A 26,986-nucleotide genomic window follows, 5' to 3' on the forward strand; every position below is an offset into this window, starting at 1 on the left:
ATTTCCGTATAGTGGATACTATTATCCTCAAAATGAAAACGCAAGGGGTATTTGTGGCCTCAACCACGGATTTTTGTCGGCGAAATATCGGATCGTGGAAGGAATGCCTGATTTTAGGCTATTGTTGGGACGAGGATTTCGCATCGTAGAACTTACGCGTAAGCTACTTCCAAAATGAGTGCCTTAACTAGAGGAGCAAAGATGACGCAGACTACCAGCAAGTCCACCACTGGCGGCGTGCAGTCCGTTGAACGCGCATTTGAGCTTCTGGAAGTCATCGCCCGCGCCGGCGGTGAAGCGGCGCTGAGCGAATTGGCCGCCGACACTCCCTTGCCGCTGCCGACCATCCACCGCCTGCTGCGCACCTTGGTCGGAGTCGGCTACGTGCGCCAGCTGCCCAATCGCCGCTATTCCCTGGGTCCTCGCCTGATTCGCTTGGGCGAAGTAGCCAACCGCCAGCTGGGCGCACTGGCATCCCCGGTCCTCAAGGACCTGGTCACCAAGCTGGGCGAATCAGCCAACATCGCCGTGCTCGATGGCGACATGGTCACCTATATCGCCCAGGTGCAATCGGCTCATTCGATGCGCATGATCACCGAAGTCGGGCGCCGCGCCATGCTGCACAACTCCGGTGTCGGCAAGGCCGTTCTCTCGGTGCTCGATGACGAACGGGTGCAGCGCCTGGTTTCCCAAGCTGGCATGCCGCCGAAAACCGCGAATACCATCACCACTTTGGGCAAGCTGTTCACCGATGTGGAAGCCACACGTGAACGCGGCTACGCCATTGACGAGGAAGAACAGGAATTGGGCGTGCGCTGCATCGCCGTTCCGGTCCCCGGGGCGCCAACCCCGATGGCCATCTCGGTCTCCGGCCCGGTCACCCGCGTTGACGAAGCGTTCATGAAAACCGCTGTGCCGGTACTGCAGGCCGCAGCCAGCGAACTGGGCGTGCAGCTGGTGGCAGCGGCCGACTAGTTTTCCGCGCCGGCGCGTGCCGGCACCAAGCTCGTCATCGCTGCCAGCGGAAGCAGGACAATGGCGGCGATGACCGTCAGCGCCGAGAAGGAGCTGATCGCCATCAGCGGGCCGGCGGCAAAAGCGGCCGTGGCACCGCAAAGGTTGGATAGGGCATCAACTCCGCCCTGGACAGACGCGCGTTCCTGCTTGCTGATGACCGTCGCGAACAGGGCAGATCCGGACACGTTGATGAACGACCAGCCCACCCCTAGCAGGATCAGGCTGGTCATGATCCAGCCCATGCTCTCCGGGTGCAATCCCCCGGCCAACAAGGAGGCGGCAAAGATTGCCAAGCCCGCGCCGATGGAGAAGCGGTAGCCCCAGCGATCCGCCACGTACCCCACCGCTGGGGCCAAGGCGTACATGCCGAGAATATGCAGCGAGATGGTGATGCCGACCAGGGACACCGAACCGCCGTGATGGGTGACGTGGATCGGAGTCATGGTCATGATGGCCACCATGACCACCTGCGCGCTGAGTATCGCCACCACCGCGTAGCGCGCCCGGAGATTATTGCGCAGTTCCGAGGCAAAGCGCTTGAGGCTGCCGCGCTGTCGCACCGGCAGAGCCGCACCGGCCGACCGGTCGTTCTCCCGGATCAGCAATAGCGGATCAGGGCGCATCAGCAAGAAGACCAGCAAGCCTGCCAGCAGCATAGCGATACCGGCAATGAGGAATGCCCCGGCGTAGACATGCAGCCCGGTCGCGTTGCTGATCGCCTGGCCAGGAACCCCGAGGTTCGGGCCGAGCACCGTGCCGATGGTTCCCACCCAAACGATCAGTGCCAGGCTGCGACCCTTGTGGTCGTCGGCAGCCAGGTCGGTGGCGGCGAATCGGGACTGCAGGCTGATGGCTGATCCCGAGCCGATCAGCAGCAAGCCGGCGAAGAGCAGGATCACCATCTGGAATTGGGCGGCGGGAACCAATAGCAGCGCACCGAGCGCTGCCAGCCACCAGCCGCCTGACAGGGCAAAACGGCGTCCGAAGCGCGCAGCCAGGTTGCCCAGGGGCAATCCGAGCAGAGCCGCGCCGAGGGTGCTGGCGGTGCGGGCTAGGCCTGCCCAGGCTTCACTCGAGGTGACTTCCTCGGCCAGCAGGATGCCGATCGACGGGGCCACGCCCACGCCGATGGTTCCGAAGATCTGGGAGATGGCAAGGACCCACAGTGTTCTTTTCTGAATCGTTGTGCGAGTCAGCTCGATCATGTCTCCCGCCCTTCCCTGCATCCTCTAGGCAACCGACGTTTTTGCTGCCGTCACCAGAGTACGCGAGCGCAGTGGGCCAACGACCCTGCTACTGGGCGAACTGGGTTTCATAGAGCTGGGTGTAGCGTCCGCCAAGGGCAAGAAGTTCTGCGTGCGTTCCGCGTTCAATGATCTGGCCGGCTTCCACTACGAGAATTTGGTCAGCCGAGCGGATAGTGGAGAGCCGGCGGGCAATGATCAGCGCGGTGCGGTTTTCCAGGGCCTCAGCCAAGGCGGCCTGCACGGCAGCTTCGTTGGCTGAATCCAAGGCGGCGGTCGCCTCATCAAGAATAACCACCTGCGGGGCGGCCAGCAGCAGTCGAGCGATGGTCATGCGCTGGCGTTCGCCACCGGAAAGGCGGTAGCCGCGCTCACCCACCACGGTTTCCAGTCCATCGGGCAGCGCCTGGATGACCGGCTTGAGCCGGGCGCGTTCCAGCGCTTCCCAGATTTGCTCGTCCGTGGCTTCAGGGCGGGCCAAGGTCAGGTTGGAACGGATGGTTTCGTGGAAGAGGTGGCCGTCCTGGGTAACCATCGAAACTGTGGTGCGCAGTGAATCCAGTTTGAGCTGACGGATATCCTGCCCCGCTAGCTGGACGCTTCCCGAGTCCACATCGTAAAGCCGGGCCAGCAGTGAAGCTACCGTGGACTTGCCGGCGCCCGAGGATCCTACGAGGGCAAAAGTCTGCCCTGCCGGGATTTCGAAATTGATATCGTGCAGGACCTGCTCGCCCCCACGGGTATCAAGAATCGCCACCTCCTCCAGCGAGGCCAGCGAGACCTTGTCCGCGCTCGGATAGGAGAAATTCACGTGATCGAATTTCACTGGAACCGCGGCGCCCGCTTCAAGACGGCGGGCATCTGGGGCATCGGAAATCAGCGGTTCCAAGTCCAAGACCTCGAAGACGCGGTCAAAGCTGACCAGAGCGCTGGTGATTTCCACGCGGGCGTTGGCCAGTGCGGTCAATGGAGTGTAGAGCCTGGTCAGCAGCATGCCGAGGGTGACAACATCGCCGGCGGCCAGTTCGCCGCGCACCGCGTACATGCCGCCCAAGCCATAGACCAAGGCGAGCGCCAAGGCGGCCACCAGGGTCAGCGCGGTCACGAAGTAGAACTGGCGCATGGTCATCTTCACGCCGATGTCGCGGACCCTGCCAGCATGCATGGCGAAGACCTTGGACTCGTCCTTGGGGCTGCCGAAGAGCTTGATCAGCGTGGCGCCCGGCGCCGAGAAGCGTTCGGTCATCTGGTTGCCCATGCTGGCGTTCAGTTCGGCGGATTCGCGGCGCAGCAAGGCGACGGATTTGCCAAAGTGGCGGGCCGGCAGAAGGAAGATCGGCAAGAGCACCAGGGCAATGAGGGTGACCTGCCATGAAGTGGTGAACATGACGGCGGCGGTGAGGATCAACGCGACGGTATTGGATACCAGGCCAGAGAGCGTCCCCGCGAATGCCGACTGGGCACCGATGACGTCATTGTTCAGCCGGCTGACCAACGCACCGGTTCGAGTACGGGCGAAGAACGCGACAGGCATTTTCTGCACGTGGTCGAAGACCGCGGTACGCAGGTCGTAGATGATGCCTTCGCCCAGTCGCGAGGAGAACCAGCGGACGATGACGGAAGTAATGGCATCCAAAACAGCGATGACCGCCATGATGATCGCCAGATTGGCAATGGTGCGCACGCCCGACTGTGCGACGATTTCGTCAACCACCCGGCCCGCGAGCACCGGGGTCACTACTGCGAGGACAGCTGCGATCACCGAGAAGAGGACGAAGACCATGAGCCGGGTCTTATACCCAGCGGCGAATTTCAGAACCCGTTTAGGCGTGGTCGAGGCATAGGCCTTCCCCTTGTCGCCAGATAGCTTCCATAGCGAATGCCAGGCGGCACTTTCCATGCTCATGAATTTTTGCTCGCAATCCTGCTCGGGGATTCGGTGGGTTCCACCTTGCTTAGTTTCCCAGCATCTCTCCTGCTACTTCTAGCTAGGGTCAGCTTATTTGGATCCACAAGGGGCATTGGGCTGGCCCGAAAATGACGAAGCCCAGCGCCAAGATGACAATGCACGGAAATGCCGCCTTTGGTCATCAGCGCGGACGACGGGTTCCTAGAAAGCTGTCACGTTTCACTTACGCAGGCGCTCAGGTTTCCACTGATCACCAATGTTTTTCCGTATTTCCATCTGAACAATCGCGACCTAGGTTGGCCCGGCTTCCTTTACACCGTTGAAACATAAAAATACTTGTGAGGGGCGCTTTTCATTCCACAATCCAGAATGAATTTATTCCGAATCGCGGAAGTTGAGTTTTCTATTGCGGAAGGAAGTGCGCTGGCTTACAGTTGACACCAACCAAGCCACAGGCACATATCTCGGAGCGAGAATTCCTCAGGAGCAGCCATGAAAATCAATTCCGCAGACAACTTAGACGTCGCCGAATTACCGCGCAAGAAACCCTTCTACACCTCCTTGTTCTTTCAACTTGGAGTAGCCATCGTCGCCGGAGTCCTGATCGGACATTTCCTGCCGAACATCGGCTCCCAGCTTCGCCCGCTGGGCGATGGATTCATCATGTTGATCAAGATGATCATCGCCCCACTCATCTTCCTCGTGATCGTGACAGGGATTTCCGCGGTAGGAGACGTCAAGGCTGTCGGTCGCCTGGGCGTCAAAGCACTGCTCTACTTCACCTGCGCGACGCTCTTCGCACTGGTCTTCGGCCTCATGATCGGAAACCTCGTTCAGCCGGGCGCAGGATTGAACATCGATCCATCCACCTTGGACGGCACTGCGGTGCAAGAAAAGACCGGCGAGGCAAAGAGCGCATCAGAATTCATTCTTGGCATCATCCCAGTCAGCGTCTTCGGAGCATTCGCCGACAACAACCTCCTGCAGGTACTGTTCTTCTCCGTTTTCTTCGGTGCAGCAATCGTCGTCGTCGGAAAAGATCGCTGCGCGCCATTGATCGGTATTTTCGACAATGTCCTGGAATTGATCTTCAAGATCATGAGTTGGGTCATGCGCGTCGCCCCATTGGGCGCTTTCGGAGCCATGGGCTTCATCATCGGCCAGTACGGAATTGAAACGCTCGGAACCTACGCGAAACTGATCTTGGCCTGCTACGCCGCGGCGTTGTTGTTCATAGGCATTCTGTTCATCGTTGCGTGGGCATTCGCTCGGGTGCCGCTGTGGCAGTTCATCAAATACACTCGCGAAGAATTCCTGCTGGCCTTGGGCACCGCATCCACGGAATCAGTGATGCCCCGCATCATGACAAAGCTGAATAATGCAGGCTGCTCCCGAGCAACAACAGGTTTGGTCGTTCCTACCGGCTACTCGTTTAATCTCGACGGCGCCGCCATCTATCTGTCCATCTCCCTGCTTTTCCTTGCCCAAGCGTTCGGACATGATTTGAGCTTTGGACAGCAATTGGCAGCGCTCGGCGTCCTGCTGCTGACATCCAAGGGAATGGCCGGCGTGCCCGGCTCATCATTCCTTGCACTCTCCGCCACCGCAGCCGCACTAGGCATCTTCCCCGTAGCAGGCGTTGCCCTGCTGCTCGGCGCGGATCGCATCATGGATTCCATGCGCGTTGCAGTGAACCTGCTGGGCAATTGCGTGGCAACCTTCGTGGTGGCCAAGTGGGAAGGACAGTTTGACCGCGAAACGATGAAGCGCGCTTTCGCCGGAGAGAACACCCTTGAGGAAGAAACATCGTTGCCCGTCGAAACTGGCGAAGACGAGCCCGCCAAGGCTACCTGTTCACACTGCGGAACAAAGGCTTCGCATTCAGCCGGCTCAATACTCGGCTCCCCTGCAGCCGCCCCGCAACACTAACGCTTCAGGAATACCGCCCACGTTAAGCATTGGCCAGGCCTGCCGGGTTTCCGGCAGGCCTGGCCAATGCCGTTCAGACCAACCGCAATTTCTAGCGAGTGCTTCGGGACTCCGGTCGCCACTTGTCGTCAATCATGGCTGCAAAGTCGAAAGCTTCATCGAGGATTTCTCTCAGGGATTCGTTGCGCGAGTCCACCCACCGCACCAGAGCGTGGTCATAAAGGGTTAGGGCCAACAGCGCCGAGGTGTCCGCCAATCGATGATTGGCACAGAACGGATGCAACGCCCGGGCAAGCTCGGCTTGCTGTTCGCGACGTGACTCTTGCCAGCGCGCTCGCAGCGCTGGGGTGCTCCACACCAGTTGAACCCGCGAGCGCATCGCCTCGGGATCCTCCTCAGCGGCAACAACCGTCGGTTCAAAGCTCCGGCGCAGAAGTTCGAGCAAGCTTTCGCTGGGATTCGATGCCATGGATTCGAGCATCTGGGAGAAATGCATATTCATGGATCGCAGTGCGGTCACCACGGCGTCTTCTTTTGAGGAGAAGTATCTGAAGAAGGTCGCGCGCGAAATTCCTACAGCTTGCGCTGCTTGCTGAGCAGTGACGTTCTCCAAACCGCGCTCAGCAAAAACGGTATACACCTGCTGAGCCAACTCGGTTTTCATCTTCTCGCGCACCCGATCGCGCACCACGCTGCCCATGGCAAAAATTTTACTCTGAGATCACTCTCCTTTAATGAGACCCCGTCTCTTTTACCATATCAGCACTGGAATACAGTAGGCGTGTCGGATCTTTTCCGATTCACGATACTCAATAATTCCCCAATGATGGTGCCCGCATCTTGCCACTTCGGTAGGCTCAAGAGTGGCATTGAATTCCAGTTGAAGGACGGGCATGGAACAGCAGAGAAGCATCAACAGCATCGAACTCGGGCAAGGCCTGAAGGTCACCGGCCAAGGCTTTGGATGCATGTCTCTGAGCAGCGCTTACGGTGCCGCCGAGGACGCGGAATCCTTGCGGACCGTGAACCACGTGATTGATTCCGGAGTCACTTTCCTGGACACCGCGAACATCTACGGCGCGGGGCACAACGAAACCCTGCTCTCCCAAGTCCTCAAGAAGCGCCGCGACGAGGTCACCCTGGCCACCAAGGCCGGAATTGTTCGACCCAAGAACCCGGGCGACCCGCGAGCAAATGGCGACCCCGCCTTCATCAAGAAATGCTTTGACGAGAGCCTCCAGCGCCTCGGAGTGGACTACATTGACCTCTACTACTACCACCGGGTTGATAGCCGGGTCCCGATTGAAGATACAGTCGGCGCCTACAAGGAATTGGTCGAGGCCGGCAAGGTGGGCCATATCGGATTGTCCGAAGTGACCGCCAACGAGCTTCGCCGAGCGCATGCGGTTCACCCTATTTCAGCGATTCAAATGGAGTACTCGATTTTCAGCCGGGACATCGAGCGCTGGCTGCTCCCCACGGCCAGCGAGCTAGGCGTGGGCCTGGTCAGCTACGCATCCTTGGGTCGCGGCTACTTCACGGGCGAAGTGGATTCGCTCGATCAGCTGGATGCGAACGACGTTCGTCGGAACTTCCCGCGTTTCGAGGACTCCAGGATGCAGCATAACCAGCCATTGCGAACGATCATCGAAGAAACCGCGCAACGTGAAGGAATCACCACCGCGCAGCTCTCATTGGCGTGGGTTTATGAGCAGGCTCGGATCCAGAATGTGCAGGTATCGCCTATTCCGGGAACTCGCTTCGCCCACCACTTTGACGAGAACCTTGGGGCTTTGGATATCCGCCTCTCCGAGGAATCAATGACGACGCTGAACGCGCTGGCAGAACGCGTGGACGGCGAGCGCCAAGCCGACATCATGTCCGTGTCCAAGGGACGCGAAGAAGTACAGATGGCGGAAGAAGGCAGCGCCTCATGAAAATTGCACTGGCCCAGGTACTGAGCACCTCGGATCCACACCGCAACCTCGTGGCCATTCGTGATCACGCGAAGCAAGCCAAGGAAGCCGGAGCGTCTTTGGTGATCTTCCCCGAAGCGATGCAGGTGGCTTTTGGCAATGATCTAGCCAAGGCCGCTGTTGCTCTCGATGGTCCTTGGCCTGCACTGGTTCGCCAGCAAGCGCGCGACATTGGCATCACCATCGTCGCCGGGATGTTCACTCCCGGCGAGGGCGGGCGGGTTCGCAATACCCTGCTGATCGCGGGTCCCGAGGCAGATACCCACTACGACAAGATCCACCTGTACGACGCCTTCGGCTACGCTGAATCCGACTCGGTGACCCCGGGAAATTCGCCAGTGCAGTTTTCGCATGAGGGACAGATCCTTGGTGTGGCCACCTGCTACGACCTCCGATTCCCGCAGCTGTTCATCCGCCATGCCAATTCCGGTGCCGCAGTGAACATCGTCTGCGCCTCGTGGGGCGCCGGTGAAGGAAAAGTTGAACAGTGGACCACTCTGGCCAAGGCCCGCGCCTTGGATTCGACCACTTTTGTGGCGGCAGTGGGCCAAGCTGATCCGGAAAGCGTTGGGCGGAAGGTATCCGGCACGGCGCCGCTAGGCGTGGGTCATTCACTCGTCGTGGACCCGCTGGGTCGGGTCATTGCCCAAGCCGGTGCCGAACCAGAATTGCTCGTGGTGGATCTGGATCTGGCCGTGGTTGAAAAAGCCCGGCAACAGTTGCCGGTGCTGGCCAATACCGTGGAACTCTAGCGGGTCAGCCAGTACAGGATGTCACTGCACACAGGGTCGCCAGTGTCATCGTCGTTGAATCACACCTCAAGCACGGTCACTAGTTGCTGTTCGGGTTGGCGCTCCACTTGCATGCTGGGGCATCGAAGAAACCAGTCTTTTATCGCGTCCAACTGCCCAAAACCAGCAGTGCAGCGCGCGTAATATCCTCGCCGAGCCGCAAGGTACCTCCCGGCATGCATCCAATAAGCCACCCGTTTATTGCCCGATGTCCTCCAGGGCTTGTGTTGGCATCACTGACCTGTCCCGGCGTCGGGGCCTCAGCTCGCTGGCAAGCGATCCGGCCACGATGAGCAGCGCGCCGACAATGGCCACAGGTGGCAGCCGGTCCCCGGCGATACGCCCGATGATCGCGGCCCATACTGGTTCCCCGGCATAGATAATTGTGGCCCTCGTCGGCGAGACCGACTTTTGCGCCCAGTTCATCGCAAGCTGGATCATGCAGCTGGCCACGCCGAGGGCAACTGAAGCAATGACCCACACCCACGAGAACTCGGGCACTTGCTCACCGACAATCGGAACGGTCAAGAACCCGAGAAACCCAGCCACCAGCAACTGAACCACGGTGACGCGCCCAAGATGCACCTTGCCGGCGAACCAGCCAATAAGAATGATCTCCAGGGCTATGGGCAACGTGCTGATAATCGTGACGATCTCGCCCGTGCCGAAGGTGAGCCCGACACTGCCGGGGTCGGCTAGGAGAACAAGCCCGATAAAGGCCAGCGACACGCCAATCCAGGTGAGCAGTCCTGGCTTCTGACGGAAGACAACCCATTGCAGCAACGGCACCAGCGGAACATAGAGCGCAGAGATAAAAGCAGAGGTGCTGCTGTTAAGCGTCTGCAAGCCGGCGGTTTGCAGACCGTAGCCGAAGAAGATCATGACTCCGATGGCCGCACCGGCACCTATCTCCTTCAGAGTCAGGCCCTTGAGTACTCGCGCAAATAACAGGGCACTAATAAGGCCGGCAGTAATAAACCGCATTCCGACGAAGAACCATGGACCACTGTGCTGCACAGCAATGTGGATGATCAGAAAGGTTGCGCCCCAGATGACTGTGGCAAGGACCAAGACCACTTCTTGGCGGGAGAACGCGCGCCACCGAAACCTATTGTGCAACATAATGCACAATCTTATGGTGAATAATAGTGCACATGCAAACGAGCGACAGCGCAGATGTCCTGACCCACGTCAGCAGAAATGTTCGCCGGCTACGCCTAGCCACGGGCCTGAGCCAGGCGGCACTGGCCGACCAATCAGGAGTAAGCCGACGCACGGTCATCAAGCTGGAAGCCGGCGAAGCGAACATCAGTCTCACAGGACTCGACCGGCTCGCAGAATCCCTGGGCGTGACATTCGTCGATTTGGTCGCTGAGCCCACGGCTCCGCGCTCTTCGATCAACGAAGCCGTATGGAGAGGGCAGCATCCTCACAGCGTGGGAACGCTGATGGCCTCAGTTCCAGCCAATAAAGAAGCGCAGCTTTTGAGCTGGTCGCTTGAACCGGAAGAACGCTACGTCGGCGAACCTGATCCTGCGGGCTGGTCCGAAATGATTCTTGTTGTCGAAGGCGAGCTCCGTATTAAGACCACAGAAGAAACGGTGCTGCGCACCGCTGGCGAGCATTACGCATTCGCCACGAATCAAGACTTCTCCTACATCAATGAAAGCCAGCATCTGACGCGTTTTGCCCGGATCGTCGTGAGCTGATTTATCCAAACAGCCACCAACACTGCTGAGCTCTTTCGCAAACAGACACAGGCCACTAGGGTGATTATCAGCCACCCGAACACCTGCCGATGGAGCTTCCGTGTCCTTAGCCTTGCCCAAGCCAACTGCGCCGCATCCATCCATGGCTCCGGCGTTGAATTGGGGAATACTGGGGCCGGGCTGGATTGCGGGGCAATTCGCGACCTCGCTGAATTCCCTGACCGCCAGTCGTCTCGCCGCGGTCGGTTCGCGCAGCCAAGAACGCTCTGCGCAGTTCGCCCAGACCCATGGCGATAGCGACACCCGGGCTTACGATTCCTATGACCAGGTGCTCGGCGACCCGTCAGTGGACGTGGTCTATATCGCCGTCCCGCACAGCGGCCATGCAGAATTAGCCATCAAGGCCATCAACGCCGGCAAACATGTCCTGGTGGAAAAGCCGATGACCCTGAACGCGGATCAGACTCAGCAGGTAATCACTGCTGCCAGAACGGCCGGCGTCTTTGCCATGGAAGCCATGTGGTCACGCCTCTTGCCCGTCGGCAACGTGATCGCCCAGGTCCTCGAATCACGGCTGCTCGGCGAAATCCTCTCCATCAACGCGGACTTCGGAGCCAAATTCCCTGTAGATCCTACCTCCCGGATTTATGATCCTGCCCTGGGCGGTGGCGCGCTGCTCGATGTCGGGATCTACCCTGTCGCCTTCAGCGCCATGATCTCCCCTGCCAAACAGCTGCTGCACGCATCAGGCCGGATGACCCAGACAGGAGTCGACGCATCATTCACGGCAGTGCTTGCCAACAACGACGGATCCACCTCCAGCATTTTCAGCAGCATCGAAACCGATTCGCCGCAGGCCGCCTGGATTGCCGGAACCGAAGCGACCTTGGAAGTTGAGCGCCCCATTTTTGCCGGCTCACGGCTCGTGCTGCGCAACGGGGATGGCAGCATCGCCGACAGCCAAGACTTCACCGAGCACTCCGCTGCCACTGGTTTAGGCTGGGAAGCCGCGCACGTCGCCCGATGCATCAGCGAAGAAGTGCTCGAGTCGCCCATCATGCCACTGGATGAATCATTGGCGATCGCACACACCATGGACCAGATCGCGGCCCGACTGCGCAAAGGCTAGTGAATCGGCACCGCTGTATGCGGGGCTCCGTGCTTCGCCACGTCATCCATCAGGATCTGCGGCCAGGCATTCACCTCATCGCGGGTGCTGGCTACCTGCAGCCTCGCTTGGGGCAACCCGTACAGCAACGCCTGCGCTGTAGTCACCGGGTGGGAAGGGTCCTCGGTCCACGCGAAGATATGCGTGGGGACATTGACGCGTGCCAGATCCGCAAGCTGCGGCAGATCGCTGGCAGCCGCGCCTCGGAAAATGGTCGGCAGAAGCTGAGGAGAATTATCCGGCAGGGTCACCGGGTTCCCGACGGTTGCTGGAGGGACCGGCTGATTGATATCGGCTTGGACAAAGGCATCCCAGCCCTCGGTTTCCAGCACCCTGGCATGGTTCAGGTACGCTTGCGACTTCGCCTTGCGGGACTCCCAGGCAGTTGGCGGAAGCAGCAGGGTCAGTCCGCAAAAGCGCTCTGGTTCCTTGATCGCGGCGTAGAGCAAGGTGGCGCAACCCATGGATGGTCCCACGCCATAGACCTTTTCGCCCGGGAAGTACTCGTGCAGCAGGGCCAGCAGATCATCCGCCAAATTCTGCCATTCGTAGTCTTCAACGACGGTGCGTCCGGTGGATTCGCCGTGCCCGCGGGCATCGTAGCGCAGCAGCCGCGTGCCACTCAGTCCCCGGCCCAAATCCATGTTCAGCACGCGGTCCCGCGCCCGGCTGGAGGTCAAGCCATGAAGCTGGACTACCGGATGTCCGCCTTCATCGCTGAGTTCCACTTCAAGTTCAGCGCCTTGAACACTAAATTTCGCCATAATCCAAGTCCGCTTCTGTCATAGTCAATCTTGGGTAATAGGATAACGCCATGAGACTGACGAACGTTGCACAGTTACGGCTGCCCTTTGGAAAGTTGCACGGATATGACGTCGCTGTTCAGCGCACCGGAGTTGAACTGCCCATTTCCTTCGACCAGCGACGCCACGTCTCCCTGGGCCAACGCCCCGGATCCTGGATGGCCATCAGCTTCAGATTGCCCGCCAAGGTTCAGCTCGATGTCCTAGCCAGCGCATGGCTGGAAGTCATCAACCGCCACGGAACCCTGTGTTCCGCCTTCAGCCAGGATGAGCACGGCGAGCTGCGCCTTGAAGAGATCGCCGTGGCACCAGGGGCCTGGGTCCAGCACCCCGTAGCCAGCGGACAGTCCATGAACGACGCGCTGCGCGATGTTTTTGATAAGGCTTGCTCCCCCTTCAACGCCCCATCCCACCGGTTGTGTCTGCTTGAGACCGCCTTGGAATCAACCGTGGTTATCGCTTCGGACCATTCGCACGTGGACATGTGGTCCATGCTGGTCGTCGTGCGGGACCTGCTGCGATCACTGGGACTATCCGATGATGATGTCGTCCCGCAGCCACTGACCGCCGCCAGTTTCACCGAGCACACCCGGGCCTTGGCGGAACGGGAGCGCGCCCCGCGCGAGGTGCACCAGCGATGGGCTGAAGTACTCGACGCCAGCGGCTCGGTCATGCCCCGCTTCCCGCTGCCGCTGGGTGAACCGGTGCCCCACGCCGAACGAGTCGAAGTACGAGATGTCCTGGACGTTGATGACAGCGCCGCCTTCGCAGCCCAAGCCAAAGAGGATTCGGTGTCCACACTGACTGCCGTCATCTCCGCGATGACCTCAGTGACTTTGGACCTGGCACAAGCCCCGCTGCGTGCTGTCTTCCCGGTGCACAGCCGCTATGACCACCAGTGGGATGACTCGGTCGGCTGGTTCATCACCAACTCCGTCATCGAATCCGCAGATCCGGCTCCCACGGCCTGCGCGGCAGCGGTCAAGGAAGCGGTGCGGCTCGGTTCGTGGCCGCTGGAAGAAATCCTCGATCCCTGGGGCGGAATGCCCGAAGCGCCGGGCATGTTCGCCATTTCCTGGCTTGATCTACGCAGGCTTCCGGTCCGCGTGGATTCCATCGGGCTCGAAGCCCAATATATTGGCGCGACCATCCGCACCGACGGGGTCATGCTGTGGTTCATCCTCGACGATGCCGGGCTGCACCTGCGCTGCCGCTACCCCGATACCCCTGAGGGCCGTGAACATGTGGGAGGCTGGCTGGATGCGCTGATCCTCAAGCTCCGCGCCCAGGCCCGCGCTTCGGTAGGCGGGCTGCTCCGGCTCGGCGAGCGTCGATACCGGGTGCAGCGTGCCGAACGCTCCGACGTACCAGCCATTGTCGCACTCTTGTCCGATGACGAGCTGGGGGCATCGCGCGAAGGCGACGAGTTGGTGGCCTACGAGCGGGCCTTCGACAAGCTCAGCCGCGACTGGTCCAACTATCTTGCGGTGGTGCGCGACGAGGAAGATGCCGTCGTCGGAACCATGCAGCTGTCGATCATTCCCGGGCTGTCCCGCAAGGGCACCACGCGCTTGCAGATCGAGGGAGTGCGGGTGGCCGCCAGCGAAAGGTCCCATGGTGTTGGCCGGGCGATGCTCGAATGGGCGCACGCGCATGGCCGGGCCCGCGGCGCCCGGCTGGCCCAGCTCACGACCGACACCTCCAGGCTCAGGGCCCACGAGTTCTATGCGCGGCTGGGCTACGAGAAGAGCCACGTCGGGCTCAAGCTGCAGCTCTAGGCCCGGCCCGCGCCCTCGTCGGCAGCCACGGTGAAGATATTCGGCTGCACATAGCCGGCCTGCTCGAAGGCCTCCAGCACCGCTTGGCTGACCGGCTCCACCTGTTCGCGATGGATCAACGCGATGGCGCTGCCGCCAAAGCCGCCACCGGTCATCCTCGCGCCAATCGCCCCGGCAGCCAGCGCCGCTTCCACCGCGGCGTCGAGTTCTTCGCTGGAGATCTCGTAGTCATCGCGCATTGAGACGTGGGACTGGTACAAGAGCTCGCCGACCGCGTCGAGATCTCCCTCGCCAAGGACCTTCACGGTCTGCAGTACGCGCTGGTTCTCGGTGACAATATGCTTTGCCCGGCGCTTGATGACCGGATCGTCGATGGCTTCAAGGGCATCAACGCTGGCCACATCGCGCAGTGCGTCGACCCCCAGGACTTCGCAGGCCTGCTCGCAGCTGCGCCGGCGCGCGGCGTAGCCGCCATCCACATGCGAATGCTCCACCCGGGTGTCAATCACCAGCACCACAGCATCATGTTCGGCCAGCGGCAGGGGCACGGTCGCCGCTTCCATGGAACGGCAATCCAAGAACAGCGCATGCTGCGCTTGGGACATCAACGAGGCGCTCTGGTCCATGATTCCGGTCGGAGCACCGACAAACTCGTTCTCCGCCCGCTGGGTCAGCTGCGCCATCCGGGTGTGCGAAAGCCCGAGGTCATAGAGGTCGTTGAGGGCAACGATGGTTCCGACTTCCAGCGCATGGGATGAGGACAGGCCAGAGCCCACCGGAACATCAGAATCCACCAGCAGCTCGAAGCCGGAGAGCTGCACCCCGTCCAGCTCGTTCAGCGCCCAGACCACCGCGGCCGGATAGGCGGCCCAACCGGGGACGGCCTTGGGCACCAGCTCGTCGATGGTAATCGAGGTGACCGGGTTCGAGTCCGCGCCCCCATAGGTGGAGGCGAAATCCAGCGTGGTGCTCTCCGGCTCCAGCTGCGACTTGCGGCGGATGGCGACCAGCGCGTTCTTGTCGATGGCGAAGGGCAGGACATAGCCCATGTTGTAGTCGGTGTGCTCGCCGATCAGGTTCACGCGCCCTGGCGCGCGCCAGATGCCTTCGGGGTGGTGCCCGAAGGTCTTGGTGAATCCTTCACGCAGCGCGCTGACGCGGGCCGCGTTCTCCTTGCTGTCGCTGATGCTCACAGGCTGACCTCACGCAATCTTGCTGCCGTGGTTTCGGCGGGAATGTCATTGATAAAAGCGCCCATGGCCGCTTCGGAGCCGGCGAGGAATTTGAGCTTGTCGGCGGCGCGGCGCGGGCTGGTCAGCTGCAGGTGCAGGCGCGAGGCCGCGCGTTCCCTGGCGGCGATCGGAGCCTGGTGCCAGGCGGCGATGTACGGGGTCGGGGTCTGGTACAGCGCATCGAAACGCCGCAAAAGGTCCCGGTACATGACCGCCAGTTCGCCTCTTTCCTCGTTATCCAGCGCCGCGAAGTCCGGCACGTGGCGGTGCGGAACCAGGTGCGCTTCCAAAGGCCAGCGTGCCGCGTAGGGAACGAAGACGGAGAAATGCTCGCCCTGGGCCACCATGCGCGTGCCCTCGGCCTGCTCGAATTCGAGGATGTCGCCCATCAGGGTCCGGCCGGTGTCCTCCAGATGCTTGACGGCTTGATCGGCCATCTTGCGCGCGGTGGGTGTCAGGTACGGGTAGGCGTAGATCTGGCCGTGGGGGTGGTGCAAGGTGACGCCGATATCCTGCCCGCGGTTTTCGAAGGGGAAGACCTGGGCGATGCCTTCCATGGCGGAGAGCTCCTCAGTGCGCTGGGCCCAGGCCTGGACGACGGTGCGGGCGCGCTCATCATCCAGCGACGCGAAGGATCCTGCATGGTCCGGGGTGAAGACCACGACTTCGCAGCGGCCATAGGCCGGAGCGGGCACCTGGCCGATTGCGGCCGCCGGGATGCGTCCCAGCGCCGGGCCCAGGGAGGGGAAGCGGTTTTCGAAGACCACCACGTTGAAGTCCTCGGCCGGGATTTCGCTGTGTCGCCCGCCCGTGCTGGGGCACAGCGGGCACTGGTCCTTGGGCGGGAGGTAGGTGCGCGACTGGCGATGGGCCGCCACCGCGACCCAGTCGCCGGTCAGCCGGTCATAGCGCAGTTCCCCTGGCTCGCCGCGCGGGTCCAGGGCCCGGGTGTCGTGCACTTCCTCGGGGACGCTGCCGGAGGCATCGGCGAAGAAGATCGCTTCGCGGCCATCGGCGAGGTGGTGCACCCGGTGGGTTGTTTCATGTGCTGCGTTGCCCTGCGGCATGGCAATGTCTCCAGATACTTCGTCAGTTATTGGGGTGGATCTCTCGGGCTGGCTCAGCCGCCCTGAACCGGGCCGATCAGCCAGCTGGCTTGGTGGGTGCCGGCTGGCTCCAACCGGATTACGTCCTCGCCGGAGTTGAAGGCTCCCGGCGGGCAGGTCATCGGCTCAATGGCCAGGCCGGTGCGGTCCAGCGCCGGATCTTCCTGGTCTGCGGTATGCACCTGCACCCAGCCGCAGGCCTGCTCCCAGGTCATCTGCGAACCGGTGCCCTGCTCATCGGTGAGGATCGCGCGGGCCAGCTTCCCGCCCTCGAAGTCCAGCGCGGTATAGGCGTGGTCGATGAAGGTAGTGCCCAGCTTCTTCGGCTCGCGGAAGTCCAGTTCGGTGCCGGCCACGGCCACCACGTCCTTGGGCAGCAGCCGCTGGCCTTCGGTGAGCTGGACCTGCGCGGCGGGCAGGCCCAGAATCCAGTTGTCCACCTTGTCGCCGGGGGCGACCAGGTAGGCGTGCGAGCCCCAGCCGAAGGGCGCTGCTTCGGTTCCGAGGTTGGTGGCGGTGGCGGTGGTGCGCAGCCCGCCGGCTTCCAGCTGGTAGCTGATCACCAGTTCCACTTCGAAGGGGTAGCCCGGGCTCGGGGTGATGGTGGTGCGCAGCTGCGCGGAGTCTTCGGTGCGCCCGGCGAGGGTGAAGTCTGTGTCCACCACCAGCCCGTGCAGGGCGTGGCCGCGTTCGGGTTCGGTGATCGGCAGCTGCTGCGGCACCGAGTCCCAGGTGTAGCTGCCGTCGGTGACGCGGTTGGGCCAGGGTGCGAGGATGGCTCCGGAGTAGACCGGGCGGGGCTGCTGCGGGTCGAAGGCCCTGACCAGCGGCCGGCCCTGGTATTCGAGGCTGACCAGGGTGGCGCCGACGGTGGCTAGTTCGGCTCGGAAACCGTGGGCGGTGAGGGTTACGATCTGGCCGTTGGCGGTGCTGCGCATGGTTCCTTTTTCTGTGCTGGTTCGGTGCCGGGGCTGGTGGCACAGGCTGGGCCCCTCCGCACACCGGTGCGGAAGGGCCCAGCCATGCTTGACGCGCGTGCGGCTTAGCTGCCGGCGCCTGCGCGGCGCTTGTTGTAGATGTCGAAGGCCACTGCCAACAGCAGCACGATACCCTTGACGATCTGCTGGGTGGAAGCGCCCACGCCCATCAGCTGCATTCCATTGGAAAGTACCGCCATCACCAGGCCGCCGACAATGGCGCCGGTCACACGGCCCACACCGCCGGTGGTCGACGCGCCGCCGATGAAGCAGGCCGCGATGGCGTCCAGCTCGAACATGTTGCCGGCGCCGGGCTGGGCGCCATTGGAACGCGAGGAGAAGACCACGCCGGCCACGCCCGAGAGCAGGCCCATGTTGATGAAGATCCACAGGTTGATCTTCTTGACGTTCACGCCCGAAAGCTTGGCCGCCGAGAGGTTGCCGCCGATGGCGTAGACGTGGCGGCCGAAGACCGTGCGGGTGGTCAATACGTGGTAGCCCAGGATCAGCACGGCCAGGATGATCAGCACGATCGGCATGCCGCGGCTGGTGGCGATCTGCCAGAAGAACCAGAGGATGATCACGGCAATGATCAGGTTCTTGACCAGGAACATCGCCATGGATTCAACGCTCTGACCGTACTTGGCGCGGCCAGCGCGGTTGCGCCACTGCGAGTAGACCAGTCCGACAACGGCGATCACGCCGATCACCAGGGTGAAGGTGTCAAAGCCGTAGCCGCCGAGCAGGCCGTTGAGGAAGCCGCCGGCAATCTGGCCGTATTCGCCAGGGAATGGCGAGAGCGAAACGTTGTTGAGCACTTCGTAGGTCAAGCCGCGGAAGAGCAGCATGCCGGCCAGGGTCACGATGAAGGCCGGGATGCCCACATAGGCCACCCAGAAGCCCTGCCACAAACCGCAGATCGCGCCCACGGCGATGCCGGCAAGCATGCCGACCCACCAAGGCATGTCGTTCTTGATCACCAGCACCGCGGAGACCGCGCCGGTCAGTGCCACCAGCGAGCCGACCGAGAGGTCGATGTGCCCGGCGACGATCACGATGATCATGCCCAGGGCCAGGATCAGCACGTAGGAGTACTGCAGGACGATATTGGTGATGTTGGTGGGGCTCAAGAGCAGCCCGTTGGTCAGGATGCTGAAGAGCACCACGATGAGCACGAAGGCAATGTAGATGCCTGAGGTGCGCAAGTTCTTGGTGAAGATATCCTTCAACTCGGTTGTGATGGTCATCGGGTGCTTTCCTTCTCGATGGTCATGAGTTCCATGAGGCGTTCCTGGTTGGCTTCGGCCACCGGCAGTTCGCCGGTCATCCGGCCATAGGCCAGGGTGTAGATGCGGTCGCAGATGCCCAGCAGCTCGGGCAGTTCGGAGGAGATCACCAGGACCGCCTTGCCGGAGGCGGCCAGCTCGTTGATGATCGTGTAGATCTCGTATTTGGCACCGACGTCGATGCCGCGGGTGGGCTCGTCGAGGATCAGCAGCTCAGGGGCGGTGTGCAGCCATTTGCCCAGCACCACTTTCTGCTGGTTTCCGCCGGAGAGGTTGCCGACCTTGGCCATGACGTTGGGGGTCTTGATGCGCATGGACTTGCGGTAGTGCTCGGCGATCTGGATTTCGCGGTTGGAGTTCACGAAGCCGTTGGAGGAGATCTTCCCCAAGCCGGCCGCGGTGGTATTCACGCGGATATCCTCGATCAGGTTCAGCCCGAACTTCTTGCGGTCCTCCGAGACGTAGGCGATGCCGGCCTTGATGGCCTTGCCCACGGTGGAGGTATCCACCTGCTTGCCGCCCATGAGCACGCTGCCGGTGATATTCCGGCCGTAGCTGTGCCCGAAGACGCTCATCGCCAGTTCGGTGCGCCCGGCGCCCATAAGACCTGCGATGCCGACGATTTCGCCAGCGCGCACGTTCAGCGAGGCGTTGTCCACCACGGTGCGTTCCTGCTGCACCGGGTGCTGGACGGACCAGTCGCGGATCTCGAAGACGACTTCGCCAATCTTCGGTTCGCGCTCCGGGTAGCGGGAGGAGAGTTCGCGGCCGACCATGCCGCGGATGATGCGGTTCTGGTTGGAGGTCGGATCGGCCATATCCAAAGCTTCGATGGACTGGCCGTCGCGGATGATGGTGGTGGTGTTCGCGATATCTTCGATTTCGCCGAGCTTGTGCGAAATGATGATCGAGGTGATGCCCTGCTCGCGCAGTCCGCGCAGCAGGTTCAGCAGGTGCTCGGAGTCATCATCGTTCAGCGCCGCGGTGGGTTCGTCCAGGATCAGCAGCTTCACGTTCTTGCTCAGCGCTTTGGCGATTTCCACCAGCTGCTGCTTGCCGACGCCCAGCTGTCCTACCGGGGTGATCGGCAGTTCATCCAGGCCCACACGTTTGAGCAGCTCGGCGGCGCGGTGGTTGGTTTCGTTCCAGTCGATGAAGCCGCTGCGCGCGGTTTCGTTGCCGAGGAAGATGTTCTCGGCCACCGACAGGTAGGGCACCAAGGCCAGTTCCTGGTGGATGATCACGATGCCTTGGGCTTCGGAGTCCTTGATATTCGAGGCTTTGAGTTCTTCGCCTTCGAAAATGATCTGGCCCTCGTAGCTGCCGTGCGGGTAGACCCCGGACAGGACCTTCATGAGGGTGGATTTGCCGGCGCCGTTTTCGCCGCAGATGGCGTGGATTTCGCCTTTGCGGACCGAAAGGTTGACGCCGTCCAGCGCCTTGACCCCGGGGAAAGTCTTGGTGATCTCCTGCATTTGCAGGATGGTGGTGTCCATAGTGCTTTCGTCCTTGGTATGTGCGGTGAGCACCCTGCCCGTGGCTGGCCGCAACATCATGATGTTGCGGCCAGCCACGGGTGCGGGAGACTACTTGCTGCGGCCGGCCTTTACTTCTTCTGCCGTGTAGTACTTGGAGTCAACGAGCAGGGACTTGATGTTGTCCTTGACCACGATGTCCGAATCCAGCAGGAAGGATGGGACGACCTTCTTGCCGTTGTCGTAGCTCTTGGTGTCGTTGGCTTCCGGCTCGCCGCCGCCGGCGTAGGCCTTGACGGCTTCTACTGCCTGGGTAGCCAGCTTGCGGGTGTCCTTGAAGATGGTGGCGTACTGGACGCCGTCGTCAATCAGCTTCACCGAAGCGATTTCGGCGTCCTGGCCGCTGATGATCGGCAGTCCGTCCTTGATCGACTTGCCGTAGCCGGCGTTGGACAGCGCGGTGATCACGCCGCGGGAGATGCCGTCGAATGGCGAGAGGATGCCGTCGATCTTGGTCTTGCCGCCAGCGTAGTTGGCGGTGATCAAGTCCTCCATGCGCGACTGGGCTTCTTCCTGGCTCCAGCGCAGGGTTGCTGCCTGCTCGATGTTGGTCTGGCCGGACTTGACCACGAGGGTCTTGTCATCCAGGAACGGCTTGAGCGTATCCATCGCGCCCTTCCAGAAGAAGTGCGCGTTGTTGTCATCGATGGAACCGGCGAAGAGCTCGATGTTCAGCGGGCCCTTCTTGTCGGTCTTCTTGCCATCCGCGTCCAACAGGCCCAGGCCGGTCAGCAGCGAGGTGGCCTGCTGCACGCCGACGTTGTAGTTGTCGAAGGTGACGTAGAAGTCGACGTTCTCGGTGCCGTTGATCAGGCGGTCGTAGGAGATGATCGGGATGCCGGCGTCGGCTGCTGCCTGCAGCTGGGTGGACAGCGCGGTGCCGTCGATGGATGCGACCACGAGGATGTCATCACCCTTGGTGATCATCTGGTCGATCTGCTGCTGCTGGGTTGGGATGTCGTCGTTCGCGAACTGCAGGTCGACGCTGTAGCCGGCCTCTTCCAGCTGGGACTTGACGGCCTTGCCATCAGCGATCCAGCGTTCCGAGGTCTCGGTTGGCATTGCCACGCCAACCTGGATGTCTTCCGGTGCCTTCGATTCGCTTTCGCCAGCGCCTGCACCGCCACCTGCGCCGCTGCCGCCGCAGGCTGCCAGTGCGGTAACCAATGCGAGGGAACCAACAGTCGCCGCAGCCTTGCGGGTCCAGTTATTCCATGCCATCTTTTCCTCCTTGAAAATGTGCCACACTCTGCGAGTGAGACGGGGCTCACACCATGTTAGCGCTAACATAGCGGGTTAGGCCACCCCTAATTGCAGATAAATTAAGATTCCTTACTCATTGCGCTGGCGAGGGCCTGGGATTGGCCTCCGCCAGCGCAAAAAACCGCGGGAAAACGGCTAAGAACTAGAAACCCTGAGCCAGCCGGTAGTAGCTCTGGTTCACGCGGATCTGCTGAGCGAAGTTCCGGCGCGTGGTTTCCTCATCGATGACCAGCAATTCGGTTCCTGCGATCTCGGCGAAGATTTCAAAAGCTTCGATGCCCGCCGCGGTGGACATCACCGTATGGTGCGCGCCTCCGGCGGCCAGCCAGGATTCGGCCGACACGTTGAAGTTCGGCCGCGGGCTCCATACCGCGCGGGCTACCGGCAGGTGCGGCAGATCAGCAGGCGGGGTCACCACGTCGACCACATTGGCGGTCAGGCGGAAGCGCTCGCGCATATCGGCCATGGAGACCACGACCGCGCCTTCGGCGGCGTCGGCGTTGAACACCATGCGCACCGGATCCTCGCGGCCGCCGATGCCCAGCGGGTGGATCTCCACCCGCGGCTTGGTGGTGGTCAGCGACGGGCAGACCTCCAGCATGTGGGCACCGAGGATCAGCTCTTTGCCCTCGGTCAGGTCGTAGGTGTAGTCCTCCATCAGCGAGGCGCCTCCCGGCAGGCCTTCTCCCATGACCTTGGCCGCGCGCACCAGCACCGCGGTCTTCCAGTCGCCTTCCGCGCCAAAGCCGTAGCCCTTGCCCATCAGGCGCTGCACGGCAAGGCCCGGAAGCTGCTTCAGGCCGCCCAGATCCTCGAAGTTGGTGGTGAAGGCCATGGCCTTCGCTTCGCCCAGGAATGCTTCCAAAGCGATTTCCTGGCGGGCCGCATAGCGCAGCGACTCGTGGCGTTCGCCTCCGGCGCGCAGTTCTTCGACCACGTCGTAGTCGTGCTCGTACTCGGCGACCAGGGCATCGATGTCGGCTTCGGCGACAGCTTCCACGGCCTCGGCCAGGTCGTTGACTGCCCAGGTGTTCACCGATACGCCAAAGCGGATTTCCGCCTCGGTCTTGTCTCCCTCGGTGACCGCGACGTTGCGCATATTGTCGCCAAAGCGCACCAGGTTCAGGTTCTGCACGGCGTTGTAGCCGGCGGCGCCGCGGACCCAGGTGCCCACGCGGCGGGCCACAACCGGGTTGGATACGTGGCCAACTACGGTGGTGCGGGCTGCGCCCAGGCGGGTGGCCAGGTAGGCGTATTCGCGGTCGCCGTGGGCGGCCTGGTTCAGGTTCATGAAGTCGAAGTCGATGGAATCCCAAGGCAGTTCGACATTGGCCTGGGTGTGCAGGTGCAGCAATGGCTTCTGCAGTGCCTTGAGTCCGTTGATCCACATCTTGGCCGGGCTGAAGGTGTGCATCCAGGTGATAACGCCCAGCACCTTGTCATCCGAGTTCGCTTCCAGCATGGCGCGGCGGATGGAGTCCGAGTCCTTGAGCACCGGCTTCCAGACGATCTTGGCTGGCACCTCGGCGGAGGCGTCGAGGGTCTGGGCCACCTCGGTGGACTGCTCGGCCACCTGGCGCAGGGTTTCCTCGCCGTAGAGGTCCTGGCTTCCGGTGAAGAACCAGATTTCTTTATCGTTATATGCCTTGGCCATGATGTCCTTACTGTCCGTAAACGTTCTGGTAGCGCTCGTAGAGCGAGTCGATCTTCGTGGGGTCGATGGGCTGCGGATCCCCAAGCTGTTGTGCGATATGCACGGTGCGGGCCACTTCTTCGCACATCACCGCTGCCTTGACGGCGGCGCGGGCATCCTTGCCGATGGTGAAGGGGCCATGGTTGGCCATGAGCACCGCGGGGCTGCGGGATTCGCGCAGCGTGGCGACGATGCCGCGGCCGATGGAGTCATCGCCGATGATCGCGAAAGGGCCGATGGGGATCGGTCCGCCGAATTCGTCGGCCATCATGGTCAGCACGCAGGGGATGTCTTCGCCGCGTGCCGCCCATGCGGTGGCGTAGGTGGAGTGGGTGTGCACCACGCCGCCGACTTCCGGCATGTGCTCGTAGGTGTACGCATGCGCCGCAGTATCCGAAGAAGGCGCATGTTCGCCTTCCAGCAGCTGGCCATCAAGGGTGCACACCACCATGGATTCCGGGGTCAAGTCATCGTAGGAGACCCCCGATGGCTTGATCACGAAGAGATCCTGGCTGCCGTCGGCCACTTCGGGGTGGCGCACCCGCTGGGAGACGTTGCCTGCGGTCCAGACCACCAGTTCGTAGCGCGGAAGCTCGGCGTGCAGGTCGGCAACTTCTTGGCGGGCCCGCTGAACTTCATCGCGCATGGATTGCGGGTAGCTCTCCAAGGTTCGTTGTTGATTCATCGGTTTCTCTTTTCGTCCAGAACTGTATGCAATGCCTAGATGGAGGTGATGGCCGCGCGCTGGATGGCCAGGCCGGCTTCATAGGTTTCCAGGTAGGCCTCGAAGCCGGCACGGTCTTCGTCCAGCGGCTCCGCGAGATTCAATGCGGTGCCAGCGAAGACCTCGGAGTCGAGGAATCCGGGCAGGGACTGCGCCAGCCCGTCGAGGACCCGGCGGCGGTAGGCTGCGAGGACTGCGATGCCCCACGCTCCCCCGTGCCCGGCGCTGTCGCCGACCAGGACCGGGGTGTTGATCGCGGCGGCCAGCAGGCGCTGAGCCACCCCGGCGGTGCGGAAGATGCCGCCATGGGCAAACATCTGCTTGACCTCGACGCCTTCAGCAGCCAGCACCCGCAGCCCGAGGCTCAGGGTGGCGAAGATGGCGTAGACCTGGACGCGCATGAGGTTGGCCAGGTTCAGCGTGGAGTCGGGGGTACGCAGGATCGCTGGGCGGCCTTCGGCAAGGTCCGCGACTGGCTCGCCGGAGAGGTTGTTGTAGGCCAGAAGCCCGGCACCATCGGCGGCACCGTCCAGCGCCGCGCGCAGCAGGGTTTCGAAGACCGCATTGTCGTCGGCCTCGCTGCCCAGTGCTTGGGCGAACTGCCCGAAGACCTGGGCCCAGGCGGCGAATTCGCTGGCGCCGTTATTGCAGTGGACCATGGCTACCGGATGGCCATCGGGTGTGGTGACCACGTCGATTTCGTGGTGCACTTCCTTCAGCGGAGCATCGAGTACCACCATGGCGAAAATGGAGGTGCCGGCGGAGATGTTGCCGGTGCGCTGGGCTACCGAATTGGTGGCTACCATGCCGGTTCCGGCGTCCCCTTCCGGCGGGCACATCGGGCTGCCGGGCTGAAGCTGGCCGGTGGGATCCAGCAGCAAGGCCCCTGCTTCGCTCAGCGTTCCGGCATCGGCGCCGGCAGGCAGGGCCGCTGGCAGCAACGAGGAAAGTCCGGTGGTGACTCCATGCCGGGCAGCCACTGTGTCGAAAGCGGAAAGCATCCGGGCGTCGTAGCTGCCGGTGGCCGAATCGATGGGGAACATTCCGGCGGCGTCCCCGACGCCGAGCACAAAATTGCCGGTGAGAAGTTCATGGACAAATCCGGCCAAGGTGTTCAGCCTGGACACCTGCGAGACGTGCTCTTCGCCATTGAGCAGAGCTTGGAAGTAGTGCGCTACGGACCAACGCTGCGGGATGTTGAAGTCCAATGCTTCGCTGAGTTCGGCAGCGGCCTGCGCGGTGGAGGTATTGCGCCAGGTGCGGAAGGGCACCAGCAGCTCGCCGTCGGCGTCGAAGGCCAGGTAGCCGTGCATCATCGCGGAGATCCCGATGGAGCCTAGCCGTGTTGGGCGGGCCCCGTGGCGTTCTTGGGCATCTGCCAGTACCTGGGCCATGCAGTCCTGCAGGCCGGCGATGATCGCTTCGCGGGAGTAGGTCCAGTTCTTGTCTTCGTACTGGTTTTCCCAGGCGTGGCTGCCGCTGGCCAGCTGTTGATGGTCTGGGCCAATCAGGCTTGCTTTGATATTCGTTGAGCCGAATTCGATGCCCAGCACGGCTTGACCGCTGGTGATGATCTCGCGGGCTACCGGCCCGTTGAGCTGTGTTGCCATGAATTCTCCGTTCGCACAGCTCGGTGAGCAGCGCCATTGCCATCGTTATCCACTGAGCGCCTGGGAAAAATACGCAGAGCGGAACAAAACCTCGATGCAATGTTAGCGCTAACATTTTGTGATGCGCAACACCAGATTTCATTTATCTGGCTTCGAAGCGGTCCTTAGCGGGACTTTGGCGGGGCGGTGCTTGCCCGGATGACCAGCGTTGGAGCAATCACCTTCGGCGCCTTGTCCGCCGCTGCCCCATCCAGCAATTCGGTAAGCGCCGCATGGCCAACATCGCGGAACGGCTGGCGCACTGTGGTCAGCGAAGGGATCAGGAAATTCGAGATCTGCAGGTCATCAAAGCCAATGACCGAAACATCGTTGGGCACGTCCAACCCGGCTTCCCAAAAGGCGCGCAATACGCCGGTGGCTAGGTAGTCATTCGCGGCAAACACGGCCGTGACCTCGCCGGATCGCACCGATTCAACCAAGCGCTTGCCTGCCTCATGGCCACTGGGGGCCAGCCAGGATTCCGCAGGCACTTCGATCACCGGGGCCTTGGCTGCAAGCATTGCTTCCTGCCAGCCAATCTGGCGTTCCGTGGCGTCGAACCAGCCGGTTGGCCCGGAAACGTGCGCGATATTTCGATGGCCCAAACCCAGCAGGTGGTTGGTGGCGATGCGCGCGCCTTCACGCTGGTCCACGTAGACGTAATGCGCCGGATCCGAGGCCGGGACTTTGGTGCGGGCAGCCACGACTACCACCGGAATAGTCAGTGCGGCATCGTCCAGGGCATCGATGACCTTTTCGAAGGGTGCGACCATGACTAGCCCGTCGATCCCCTGGTCGGCGAGGTGGCTCAGCGCCTCGCTCGCGCTGTGCGCGTCGTAGCGATCCAGCGCGGTGACGGTCACGAAATACCCTTGAGCGCGGGCCGCGGCCTCGATGGCGAGCACGGTGGATTGCGGTCCGAAGAATTCACTCCCGACGGTCAAGATGCCGATGGTGCTGGAGTGCGAAGTGGCCAGCGTGCGGGCTGCTCGATTGCGGCGATAGCCAAGCTGGCGGATCGCTTCCATCACCTGGTCACGGGTTCCCGACCGGACATTCGGATGATCATTCAGCACACGGGAGACCGTCTGATGAGACACCCCTGCCATGGCCGCCACATCCGCCATCGACGGAGGTCGGTTTCCTGGGCGCCCTTCTCCGGGCTGAGCAATGTTCACAACGGTCATTATTGCAAAG

General features: G+C 62.0%; 22 protein-coding genes. 7 read left to right on the top strand and 15 right to left on the bottom strand.

Annotated features, from left to right (window positions below):
* Window positions 1-201 precede the first annotated feature (201 nt).
* Window positions 202-975, top strand: coding sequence for an IclR family transcriptional regulator (locus tag D3791_RS07635; RefSeq protein WP_022874632.1), 774 nt, complete (start codon window positions 202-204; stop codon window positions 973-975).
* On the opposite strand, the gene D3791_RS07640 is transcribed toward D3791_RS07635, so the two are convergent.
* Together D3791_RS07640 and D3791_RS07645 are read right to left on the bottom strand one after the other, a co-directional pair.
* Complete coding sequence (locus D3791_RS07640) at window positions 972-2,222, bottom strand: MFS transporter (RefSeq protein ID WP_172511810.1); 1,251 nt, start codon at window positions 2,220-2,222, stop codon at window positions 972-974. The two genes, D3791_RS07635 and D3791_RS07640, sit on opposite strands and share 4 nt — an antisense overlap.
* Before the next feature lie 88 nt (window positions 2,223-2,310).
* Window positions 2,311-4,167 carry an ABC transporter ATP-binding protein gene (locus tag D3791_RS07645; RefSeq protein WP_172511811.1) on the bottom strand — a complete coding sequence of 619 codons (1,857 nt, stop codon included), beginning with the start codon at window positions 4,165-4,167 and terminating at the stop codon, window positions 2,311-2,313.
* A 495-nt stretch (window positions 4,168-4,662) separates the two neighbouring features.
* Between D3791_RS07645 and D3791_RS07650 the strand changes: the two genes are divergently transcribed.
* Window positions 4,663-6,099 carry a cation:dicarboxylate symporter family transporter gene (locus D3791_RS07650; RefSeq protein ID WP_022874629.1) on the top strand — a complete coding sequence of 479 codons (1,437 nt, stop codon included), beginning with the start codon at window positions 4,663-4,665 and terminating at the stop codon, window positions 6,097-6,099.
* 91 nt (window positions 6,100-6,190) lie between these two features.
* Here the strand turns inward: D3791_RS07650 and D3791_RS07655 are convergent, their stop codons facing one another.
* Entirely contained in the window at window positions 6,191-6,799 is a 609-nt protein-coding gene (locus D3791_RS07655; protein WP_172511812.1) for a TetR family transcriptional regulator, read from the bottom strand.
* Window positions 6,800-6,992: 193 nt separating this feature from the next.
* Between D3791_RS07655 and D3791_RS07660 the strand changes: the two genes are divergently transcribed.
* Both D3791_RS07660 and D3791_RS07665 read left to right on the top strand, forming a co-directional pair.
* Window positions 6,993-8,036 carry an aldo/keto reductase gene (locus D3791_RS07660; protein ID WP_172511813.1) on the top strand — a complete coding sequence of 348 codons (1,044 nt, stop codon included), beginning with the start codon at window positions 6,993-6,995 and terminating at the stop codon, window positions 8,034-8,036.
* Window positions 8,033-8,827, top strand: coding sequence for a carbon-nitrogen hydrolase family protein (locus D3791_RS07665; RefSeq protein ID WP_022874626.1), 795 nt, complete (start codon window positions 8,033-8,035; stop codon window positions 8,825-8,827). Before D3791_RS07660 ends, D3791_RS07665 begins: the two co-directional genes overlap by 4 nt.
* A 237-nt stretch (window positions 8,828-9,064) precedes the next feature.
* Here D3791_RS07665 and D3791_RS07670 read toward each other — a convergent pair whose 3' ends face one another.
* Entirely contained in the window at window positions 9,065-9,943 is an 879-nt protein-coding gene (locus D3791_RS07670) for a DMT family transporter (protein ID WP_246242552.1), read from the bottom strand.
* Window positions 9,944-10,020: 77 nt separating this feature from the next.
* Between D3791_RS07670 and D3791_RS07675 the strand changes: the two genes are divergently transcribed.
* Entirely contained in the window at window positions 10,021-10,575 is a 555-nt protein-coding gene (locus D3791_RS07675; RefSeq protein ID WP_172511814.1) for an XRE family transcriptional regulator, read from the top strand.
* Window positions 10,576-10,675: 100 nt separating this feature from the next.
* Window positions 10,676-11,704, top strand: a complete 1,029-nt coding sequence (locus D3791_RS07680) for a Gfo/Idh/MocA family protein (RefSeq protein WP_022874623.1) — start codon at window positions 10,676-10,678, stop codon at window positions 11,702-11,704.
* Here D3791_RS07680 and D3791_RS07685 read toward each other — a convergent pair.
* Window positions 11,701-12,507, bottom strand: a complete 807-nt coding sequence (locus D3791_RS07685; protein ID WP_022874622.1) for an alpha/beta fold hydrolase — start codon at window positions 12,505-12,507, stop codon at window positions 11,701-11,703. The genes D3791_RS07680 and D3791_RS07685 overlap by 4 nt on opposite strands.
* 50 nt (window positions 12,508-12,557) lie before the next feature.
* On the opposite strand from D3791_RS07685, the gene D3791_RS07690 reads away from it, so the two are divergent.
* Window positions 12,558-14,324 carry a GNAT family N-acetyltransferase gene (locus tag D3791_RS07690; protein ID WP_172511815.1) on the top strand — a complete coding sequence of 589 codons (1,767 nt, stop codon included), beginning with the start codon at window positions 12,558-12,560 and terminating at the stop codon, window positions 14,322-14,324.
* Here the strand turns inward: D3791_RS07690 and galK are convergent.
* The 10 genes from galK to D3791_RS07740 form a co-directional block, all read right to left on the bottom strand.
* The gene (gene galK, locus D3791_RS07695; RefSeq protein WP_172511816.1) at window positions 14,321-15,517 is read right to left on the bottom strand and encodes a galactokinase; all 1,197 of its coding nucleotides are present in this window, start codon (window positions 15,515-15,517) and stop codon (window positions 14,321-14,323) included. The genes D3791_RS07690 and galK overlap by 4 nt on opposite strands.
* Window positions 15,514-16,623: a galactose-1-phosphate uridylyltransferase gene (gene galT, locus D3791_RS07700; protein ID WP_172511817.1), complete on the bottom strand. Its 1,110-nt coding sequence runs from the start codon at window positions 16,621-16,623 to the stop codon at window positions 15,514-15,516. The genes galK and galT overlap by 4 nt, the downstream gene beginning before the upstream one ends.
* A 53-nt stretch (window positions 16,624-16,676) precedes the next feature.
* Complete coding sequence (locus tag D3791_RS07705) at window positions 16,677-17,600, bottom strand: aldose 1-epimerase family protein (RefSeq protein ID WP_172511818.1); 924 nt, start codon at window positions 17,598-17,600, stop codon at window positions 16,677-16,679.
* A gap of 104 nt (window positions 17,601-17,704) precedes the next feature.
* Complete coding sequence (gene mmsB, locus D3791_RS07710; RefSeq protein ID WP_022874617.1) at window positions 17,705-18,886, bottom strand: multiple monosaccharide ABC transporter permease; 1,182 nt, start codon at window positions 18,884-18,886, stop codon at window positions 17,705-17,707.
* On the bottom strand, window positions 18,883-20,421 hold the full coding sequence (gene mmsA / locus D3791_RS07715; RefSeq protein ID WP_172511819.1) for a multiple monosaccharide ABC transporter ATP-binding protein: 1,539 nt from the start codon (window positions 20,419-20,421) through the stop codon (window positions 18,883-18,885). Before mmsA ends, mmsB begins: the two co-directional genes overlap by 4 nt.
* Before the next feature lie 90 nt (window positions 20,422-20,511).
* A complete protein-coding gene (chvE, locus tag D3791_RS07720; protein ID WP_172511820.1) occupies window positions 20,512-21,681 on the bottom strand; it encodes a multiple monosaccharide ABC transporter substrate-binding protein in 1,170 nt (389 codons plus the stop codon).
* Between the two features lie 184 nt (window positions 21,682-21,865).
* Window positions 21,866-23,377: an L-arabinose isomerase gene (gene araA, locus D3791_RS07725; RefSeq protein ID WP_172511821.1), complete on the bottom strand. Its 1,512-nt coding sequence runs from the start codon at window positions 23,375-23,377 to the stop codon at window positions 21,866-21,868.
* A 7-nt stretch (window positions 23,378-23,384) separates the two neighbouring features.
* Window positions 23,385-24,101 carry an L-ribulose-5-phosphate 4-epimerase gene (locus tag D3791_RS07730; RefSeq protein ID WP_172511822.1) on the bottom strand — a complete coding sequence of 239 codons (717 nt, stop codon included), beginning with the start codon at window positions 24,099-24,101 and terminating at the stop codon, window positions 23,385-23,387.
* A 35-nt stretch (window positions 24,102-24,136) separates the two neighbouring features.
* Window positions 24,137-25,750 (bottom strand): xylulokinase, encoded by a 1,614-nt coding sequence (locus D3791_RS07735; RefSeq protein ID WP_172511823.1) that lies wholly within the window; start codon window positions 25,748-25,750, stop codon window positions 24,137-24,139.
* Between the two features lie 164 nt (window positions 25,751-25,914).
* Complete coding sequence (locus D3791_RS07740; protein WP_022874611.1) at window positions 25,915-26,976, bottom strand: LacI family DNA-binding transcriptional regulator; 1,062 nt, start codon at window positions 26,974-26,976, stop codon at window positions 25,915-25,917.
* Window positions 26,977-26,986: the final 10 nt, after the last annotated feature.

The organism is Glutamicibacter mishrai (assembly GCF_012221945.1).
Classification (GTDB): Bacteria; Actinomycetota; Actinomycetes; order Actinomycetales; family Micrococcaceae; genus Glutamicibacter; species Glutamicibacter mishrai.